Origin of the sequence: uncultured Paraglaciecola sp., assembly GCF_913020055.1 — a bacterium.
GTDB lineage: Bacteria > Pseudomonadota > Gammaproteobacteria > Enterobacterales > Alteromonadaceae > Paraglaciecola.
Window position 1 is genome coordinate 24,068 of the sequence record NZ_CAJWCF010000054.1, and the last position, 7,852, is coordinate 31,919.

Below are 7,852 nucleotides of genomic sequence, written 5' to 3' on the forward strand. Positions count from 1 at the left end.
CTTAATCAAGGCGCGTGAATGCAGGAATAGCGGGCCTATTTCAAATTCATGCAACGCAGAGTAAGCTTCTTTAAAACTCGTCCTTCGGAAAAGTCCCAACCGGTTTTGTGCTGCGTTCTCGCTACTTGAATGGGTATAGACATTCCTGCGTAGTGACGCCTCGCCCAAAATCGGCTGGGGCTTTCTGAGTGAGCACTTCTTTGTTGGAATTAGTATCAGACTAAACCTATCTCATCAGTATGTGATGGGAGGTAAAACATAAAGGAGCAGTATATGACCTTGGGTAAAAAAATAAGAACATTGCGAGCAGAACACAATCTTAGTCAGCCAGAATTGGCAGAAAAAATTGGTATCGAACAGTCTTACTTGTCTAAGTTAGAAAATGACAAATCTATCCCTTCAAATGATATTTTCAACAATATGCTGGTTGCTTTTAGCCTGTCATTAGAACAATTTGTAAGTGGTTTTAGTCAAGGCACTGAATTAGAGCGTCTAAGACAAATTCCAGATGTAGACCATTATTTTTCTAGTCAGAAAAGACATAACCAAAACAATCAACGCGGTTTTTTATACCTATCAAGCCTGTTAATAGTGTTGGCCACTACTTTGTTTTATGTGGGGTTTAGCAAGCAGTTGTTCTCAGAGGTGCAGTTTCAATATGAATCAGAAGGGGTCATATTTAATGAAGAGCCTGCCAATGTTTTTTTCGTTGGCGAGATTTGTTAAGCAGAGAGCAAAAGCAGGATCGAGAACTTCTTGGGTTAAAAGAAATGGAAATGGCAAAGAGGGTGGATGAAAAAACAATCAGTGTTTTTGAACACGCCGGGCCTTACTTTCGACTTGATACACAAGATGGTTATCGTCACTATCGATTGATCAGAGAAAAACAAGTAAAACGTGAAGTGAATGCTTGGTTACAGGTGTTTGGCGTTTTATTGTTTAGTGCAGGTATTATGGGGTTTGTACTTGAAAGGCGTTTGTTTAAGTCGGCATTGTAAATTTTCAGGAGGAAAATGGGGATGAATATTCTAGTTAAGATTGTATTACTTGTTATTTTGTTTAGTTGTGGCTTACATGATTGATTCAAATGCAACAGAAACGCGGCAAACCCTTGCTGATCTTATTGAACATAAACTTCTCAGTGAACAAGATGTCCCTGAAGCAATAACAATAGCTGAAATCTACAGGTCAGAACAGCAGTGGCAAAACTTTATGGGTACTATGCTCTTTTGGTTTGGCAGCATAGCACTCGCATTTAGTCTTATTTTCTTTATTGCTGCTAATTGGCAAGAAATCGGCCTAATGTCTAAATTTGCTTTGATAGAAGTGGCTATGTTATTGGCCATGTTCGCCTATGTGAAATTTAAGAAAAATGACATTATTAGACAAGCCAGTCTGGTAGTGAGTATGTTGTTTGTAGGTGGTTTGATGGCTTTGTTTGGCCAAACCTATCAGACAGGTGCTGATCCGTGGCAGTTATTCTTTAACTGGGCAATAGTCACTATACCTTGGGTTCTGATTAGTCGTTTTAGTGTGATGTGGTTGATTTGGGTCGCACTACTGAATTTGTCTTTGAGTCTATTTTCTCAGACTTTTGGTAGTTACCTCGATACCAATTGGGCGCTATTTTTGCTCAATTCGTTTGCTTTGGTTGTTTGGCAAACAAGTGCGAAAAAATATACTTGGTTAAACAAGCCATGGACCATCAATTTATTAGCATTGGTAAGCGCCTATTTTGGTCTATGGGTATATCTGGACGCATTATTTCTTGATAAGCCGCTAGGTATATTGATTTGGTGTATTTGGGCGGTTGCTATGTTCTATGTTTATCGCATGTGGTTATTGAATGTATTTATGTTGGCCGTTTGGTCACTTTCGATTCTAGTGGCCGCCAATGCTTTACTGATACGAGTTCTGCCGAATAGTTTTGATGCGTTTTCGTTTCTACTTTTAACCTTTCTTACTATTGGTGCTGGCACCTTTTTAACTGTTTGGTTAAAAGGGTTAATTAAGGAAGCTCAAGCATGAAAAATTCTATTGAATTAATTGAGTTTCTTAAACAGAGTGAATTAATTAATCCCTTACATTTAAACGATTCAGAAGAGCTGATTTCACCTTGGTACATAAAAGTTCTGATGGGTTTTTGTGGATGGCTCGCTGCTATTTTTACCCTCGGCTTTTTGGGAATGGGAATTGCCAGTTTGTTTGACAGTCCGATTGGATTGAGTGTTCTTGGTGTACTGATGATTGGTGGTAGTTTCTTTATTCTATCCTCTGCAAAATCAGAGTTCATAGAACACATTGGATTAGCTGTGAGTTTTGCCGGACAGGCTCTAATAGTGTTTGCCATCTTTATCCATAGTGAATCGATGGAGCTGTTTTCTTGGGCTGTATTGACCCTGATGTGTTGTTTTTTATCTTCGCTGATGCCTAGTTACATTCACCGGGTGATGTCGGCTTACTTTGCTACTCTGTGCTTCTCATTCTTTATGTTTGAAGCACAATTGTCCTCCATATTCAGCAGTATAGTGTTGTTTGTGGTTGCCTTAATGTGGTTATACGAATTTACTTTTAGCCAGCAGATCCGCAAATTACAATCCATAGCATATGGGGCTGTATTTGGGCTATTACAGTTTAAGACTTCCATTTTGTTTGCCCAGCATGGGCAAACTTGGGCCTTAGAGTCACTGCCTAGTGTGAATCAATGGGTAGACGAAGGGCTAAATGTATTGGTTCTTCTATTCATTTTGAATCTGCTAATCAAACATAAAAAAATACTATTAGATGACTCACAAAAGTGGCTCGGTTTAGGTATTGTTTTATTACTTTGTGTGGGGACGTTTTTCGCTAATGGCATTGTTTCTGGAATTTTGATTATCGTTATAGGTTTTGCCATTCAAAACAAAATTTTGTGGGGGTTGGGAATTATCTCTGCAATTATAAATCTGTCTTCGTATTACTATTTTCTGGATATTTCATTATTAAACAAATCATTCATTTTAGGTGGTTTGGGCGGGGCAAGTTTAATACTGGCTTTTTTAAGCAAGCGAATATCTGAACAGGGTACACATCATGAAAACTAATATTGTAATGGTGTTTACTGGATTGGTTATTTTACTTTTGGTCAATCTTTCTATCTGGCAAAAACAAATACATCTTAGTGAAGGTGAAGTGATTTATCTTGAATTAGCACCCGTTGACCCTCGCTCTCTGATGCAAGGAGATTATATGGCTCTGCGATATGCTATTAGTAACAAATTACAAACAGCACTGTCTGGTGTGAGACCACCTCAACAAGAAAATCTCATCCCCGAGCTGTGGGATGTCGAATTACCTATTGCTAAAGATGGTTTTGTGGTGATTGCAAAAGACCTGAATAAAGTTGCTCAATTTGTGCGACTAGATAATTCTCAGCCCATCACAGATGACCAGAGAAAAATACAATTTAGACTTCGAAATTCGCAAATTAAGTTTGCTACTAATGCATTTTTCTTCGATGAAGGGGACGAGCCATTGTACAGAAATGCACAGTATGGTGTTTTTCGGTTAAATATACAAGGTGAGGTGTTACTCACGGGCTTGCTTGATGAACAATTTAATTCGCTAGGTGGAGACTAATCAAATTAACTTAGAAATGGTAATTCACCATCAACTAAAAACTGGTCCCTGGTAAACATAACAGGGAAGGTTCTTGGTTTAGATAATCTTAATATGCCAGTTTGTGGGTCGAGTTGGCAGATATATTCCACTTTATCTTCGGGTTTCTCAGATTGAATGATTGTATGGTTATCAATGGCTACATTGACACCTTGCTCTTGGCAACGGGCTGAATAGTAACGTAGTAGATCAGCGCCATTTTGGCGTGCATGTTGTCCTACTTTTTGAGTCAACGAATAATATTGTGGATCGGTTAGTTGTTGTTGAGTATCTGCATCTGAAATTTGAGTCAGATCTAACGTGTTGCTACTCAATACCTTTACAAAAAATAAAGAATGTTCTGACTGAATCACTTTAGGAAATGGCGTTTCAGTGCCATCAATTAGATAAAAGCGATAGAAGGCCGCTTCTGTTAGACAAGTCTGAATAGACTCACTGGCATAAAAGTAACTTGGCTCGGTAATTGAACCAAAACGTGATCCGTATTTTAACGGAGGGTAACGAAAGGGGGTGGATATTAAATAATGTAAAGCTTGCGTATTGTCTGCATAGCTAGGTTTATAATCATCTAAAATTTGCTCTAAAATTGCCTGTTCTTCGAGATCATCTACCAAAGAAGTGGTTGCAGCATATTCTTGTGTTTCGACCATTCTGCAAACTGAATTAGCATAAGCGATTAATCCGCCAGCATCTTCAATAACGTTGGTTACATTCAAGCCTTGCCTCTTAACGAATCCAAATAAGCATTTACATTGACTAGCCCAGTGACTGAAAAACACAACTCTTTAGGTACACCGCGAACATGTTTGTTTTTATGTTCGAACCAATGTTTCATAGATGTTAGATCGCCACCAAATAAGGCAAATAATGACCGATAAAGTCGGATAAACAGTATTTGTAGTTCACTTTGTTTAGACTCTGTTTCAAAGCTAGGTTTGCGTAAAAGCGTAGAACGACCGACACCAATCAACTTTGCTGCTTGATTGTCAGAGATCCCCATCGTTTTGTAGGCATTTATATAAGCTTTCATGACGATAGTTTGAGCATCTTTTATTTTAGCGGCTTGCATCACTGACTTACCTCAATATTTTAGTTGGTGAGCCTGAGTATAACACAATCGTCCCAAATGAGACAAATCCTATCGTTTTGTTTCATTTGGGGTTGGTGGTAAGTTTATCTGCAACTTTTAATGAATCAGTTAGCTTACTTGTTCTTGATTGCTTTCATGTGCCACTTCGTGTTTTAACGTCATGGCTATGAGTATTATTGCGCATATACAACCGCCTACTAATAATATAAAACCGCCGTCCCATCCGAAGTGATCAACTGTGTAACCTAGAACAATATTAGCGACGACTGCACCGCCTAAATAACCAAACAAGCCAGTTAATCCAGCAGCCGTGCCAGCCGCTTTTTTAGGTACTAGTTCCAAAGCAAATAAGCCAATTAACATCACTGGTCCGTAAATAAGAAAACCAATTGCCATAAGTGCAATGATATCTATAGTGGGGTTGCCAGCTGGATTAAACCAATAGACTAAAACGGCAACCAATACTAGCACCATATATAATATGGCAGCTGGTGCTCTTCGACCTTTAAACCAAGCATCACTGATATACCCACAAAGCAGAGTGCCGGGGATTCCAGCCCATTCGTATAGGAAGTATGCCCATGAGCTTTTGTTGAATGAAAAGTCTTTTACTTCGTATAGATAAGTGGGGGCCCAATCTAAAACGCCATATCGAATAAGATAAACAAACGCGTTAGCCGCAGCGATAAACCAAAGTAATTTATTGTTAAGTACATATTTGAGGAATATTTCTTTGGCGCTAAATTCTTGTTCGTGACTTTCATCATAATTACTAGGGTAATCGCTACGGTGTGCTTCGATAGGAGGTAATCCGCATGATTGTGGTGTATCTCGCAGAGTGAAAAAGATAAACACGGCTATTAATGATGCGGCAAAAGCCGGTACATAAAATATGCTGTGCCATTCATTGAACCATGCCATGCCTAATATCGATAAGGGGCCAATTAAACCACCACCGACGTTATGCGCAATATTCCAAAAAGAAACGGTTTTACCCCGTTCATTACCTGAAAACCAATGCACCATTGTACGGCCACAAGCAGGCCAGCCCATACCTTGTGCCCAACCGTTTAAAAACAGCAAGATAAAAATAGATCCGATACTTTGTGTTGCCCAAGAGGTAAACCCAAATATAAACATCACACCTGCGGAAATCAGTAGTCCTGTCATTAGAAAAAAGCGCGGGTTACTGCGGTCGGATACGCTACCCATTAAAAATTTACTTAAGCCATAGGCAATAGACACAGCTGAAAGCGCAACACCAAGCTCACCTTTGCTAAAACCTTGCTCTTCAATTAAGAAAGGCATGGCCAATGAGAAATTCTTACGCACTAAGTAATAACCTGCATAACCTACAAAAATACCGATGAATACCTGCCAACGGAGTTTTTTATAGTCATTGTCGACTTGATCTTGTGGTTTTGATGGAATATGTGGAGCGGGTTTAAAAATACCGAACATAAAGCTTAACCTAATTGGGTTTTAACAATTAAAACAGATAATTAAGCGCATATGTATCAATTATTTAAGTTTAGTTTTAGGTTAGGGGCTTAATGTAACAAGTGATTTCGGTTAACTTGTGATTTAGTTGATTAGCCCCAGATATAATTCATATACAAAAATGAGTTAATATCATGGAAGAAGTTGTTGGGTTATTGTTTTGGCTTGTAAGAATTCTGATAATTGAGATTCTTTTTTATGGTGTTTTTTATTGGATCGGATGGGCTGTTTGTAAAGTGTTTACGTTTGGCAAGTATCCAAACTCTTTGCTTTCTTCAAACAATAAGGACAAAAGTACTCTAGTTTTTCTAATTGGCATGGCTGTTAGCATTGCAATATTTTTGACATTTATTTACTGGGGTTAGATTTGGATAATTTTTGTTAAAATGAAAGTTGCATATTTTGGTTACGACCCATTATCTTCATGCCTAGACGTGTTTTTACAACAGGGCTATGAATTAGCCGTTATTTACACTGGGACCAGTAGTCGATTCTCTGACAAGGTGATTCAATTCGCATCTAATAATAATATTGAATTATGTTATGAAAAACCAACTTTATCTGCGATGCAAACATTAGTTGAACAGGGCATAGAGATGTTTTTTAGCGCTGAATATCCTTGGAAAATAGCTGTTCCAGCTGACCTGAAATATGCCATCAATGTTCATCCAACACTATTACCAGAAGGGCGAGGCATGACACCTTTGCCCCAGTTAATTCTAAAACAGTCAGTTTACGCTGGGATCACACTGCATAAACTCACTAATGAATTTGATTCGGGTGATCTTCTTCTGCAAAAATCAATTAACTTAGAACAAGATGAAACCTTTGATAGCTTGAGCAATAAAATCTGGCAACAAACACCTGACTTATTATTCAGCTTGTTATCCGAACTTGATAACTACTACCAGTCTAGTCAAACACAAGGTGAGGGCAGTTATTGGCCAAGCATCACACGGCAACAACAAACGCTGGATTGGACACAACACACAGCCGAGCTATTAACCACATTACGTGCCTTTGGTAGCTTAGGCACTTATGCAGATATTAGTGGAAAAACCTGCGTCGTCACATCGGCTAATGCAAAGCATTACCAACACGATTACCGTGCTGGACAGGTTATCCTAGATAATAAACAACATATTATTGTTGCCACTATTGACGGTGAACTGCGTTTCGCAAAAGAGTCACTACTATGGATTTAATGACTCAAACCAAGTCGCTATAATTTGCCTGTCTTTTTCAGTCATGCCTGTTTTATTCATCATAGGCATATCTTTAGTGACTACAGCACGCCTATGGATCACTGCTGCCCGTTGCTCTATTTGCTGCCATGTATCAAACATTAACCCTAAAGGAGCAATAACAAATATTTCATCTGTAGGCTTAGCTGAATGACAATTTGCGCAATGGGTTTGCATCACTTCAAATACATCCTGTTGCTGGACATTCAATTCGATGACTGGTGCCGCTATTGTGGTTGCAGTGTCTTCTTTTACGGCTACAGGCATTGATACCCAGCCTGCAATGATGATCATACCAATGGCACCGGTGATCAAAATGGAAGGACGAGATATACCGATATGTTTTAGATTAAAATAATGA

Annotated in this window: 9 protein-coding genes and 1 pseudogene; 6 read left to right on the top strand and 4 right to left on the bottom strand. The window is 38.7% G+C overall.

What is annotated here, in order from left to right; all coding sequences use genetic code 11:
- Positions 1-273 precede the first annotated feature (273 nt).
- The 5 genes from QZ488_RS12765 to QZ488_RS12785 all read left to right on the top strand — a co-directional run bounded on the left by QZ488_RS12765 (position 274) and on the right by QZ488_RS12785 (position 3,618).
- On the top strand, positions 274-726 hold the full coding sequence (locus QZ488_RS12765; RefSeq protein ID WP_293749257.1) for a helix-turn-helix transcriptional regulator: 453 nt from the start codon (positions 274-276) through the stop codon (positions 724-726).
- Entirely contained in the window at positions 720-998 is a 279-nt protein-coding gene (locus QZ488_RS12770; RefSeq protein WP_293749259.1) for a hypothetical protein, read from the top strand. Before QZ488_RS12765 ends, QZ488_RS12770 begins: the two co-directional genes overlap by 7 nt.
- A 76-nt stretch (positions 999-1,074) precedes the next feature.
- A complete protein-coding gene (locus QZ488_RS12775) occupies positions 1,075-2,028 on the top strand; it encodes a DUF2157 domain-containing protein (RefSeq protein WP_293749261.1) in 954 nt (317 codons plus the stop codon).
- Positions 2,025-3,083 (top strand): DUF4401 domain-containing protein, encoded by a 1,059-nt coding sequence (locus tag QZ488_RS12780; RefSeq protein WP_293749264.1) that lies wholly within the window; start codon positions 2,025-2,027, stop codon positions 3,081-3,083. Before QZ488_RS12775 ends, QZ488_RS12780 begins: the two co-directional genes overlap by 4 nt.
- Positions 3,073-3,618 carry a GDYXXLXY domain-containing protein gene (locus tag QZ488_RS12785; protein WP_293749266.1) on the top strand — a complete coding sequence of 182 codons (546 nt, stop codon included), beginning with the start codon at positions 3,073-3,075 and terminating at the stop codon, positions 3,616-3,618. The genes QZ488_RS12780 and QZ488_RS12785 overlap by 11 nt, the downstream gene beginning before the upstream one ends.
- A 5-nt stretch (positions 3,619-3,623) precedes the next feature.
- On the opposite strand, the gene QZ488_RS12790 is transcribed toward QZ488_RS12785, so the two are convergent.
- The 3 genes from QZ488_RS12790 to glpT form a co-directional block, all read right to left on the bottom strand.
- Positions 3,624-4,373 (bottom strand): RES family NAD+ phosphorylase, encoded by a 750-nt coding sequence (locus QZ488_RS12790; RefSeq protein WP_293749268.1) that lies wholly within the window; start codon positions 4,371-4,373, stop codon positions 3,624-3,626.
- Positions 4,370-4,726, bottom strand: a complete 357-nt coding sequence (locus tag QZ488_RS12795) for an MbcA/ParS/Xre antitoxin family protein (protein WP_293749270.1) — start codon at positions 4,724-4,726, stop codon at positions 4,370-4,372. The genes QZ488_RS12790 and QZ488_RS12795 overlap by 4 nt, the downstream gene beginning before the upstream one ends.
- Positions 4,727-4,855: 129 nt before the next feature.
- A complete protein-coding gene (gene glpT / locus QZ488_RS12800) occupies positions 4,856-6,208 on the bottom strand; it encodes a glycerol-3-phosphate transporter (protein ID WP_293749272.1) in 1,353 nt (450 codons plus the stop codon).
- 425 nt (positions 6,209-6,633) lie between these two features.
- Between glpT and QZ488_RS12805 the strand changes: the two genes are divergently transcribed.
- The gene (locus QZ488_RS12805) at positions 6,634-7,452 is read left to right on the top strand and encodes a formyltransferase family protein (RefSeq protein WP_293749274.1); all 819 of its coding nucleotides are present in this window, start codon (positions 6,634-6,636) and stop codon (positions 7,450-7,452) included.
- Here the strand turns inward: QZ488_RS12805 and QZ488_RS12810 are convergent.
- Positions 7,441-7,852, bottom strand: a pseudogene (locus tag QZ488_RS12810) (hypothetical protein); the annotation flags it as partial. The gene QZ488_RS12805 and the pseudogene QZ488_RS12810 overlap by 12 nt on opposite strands.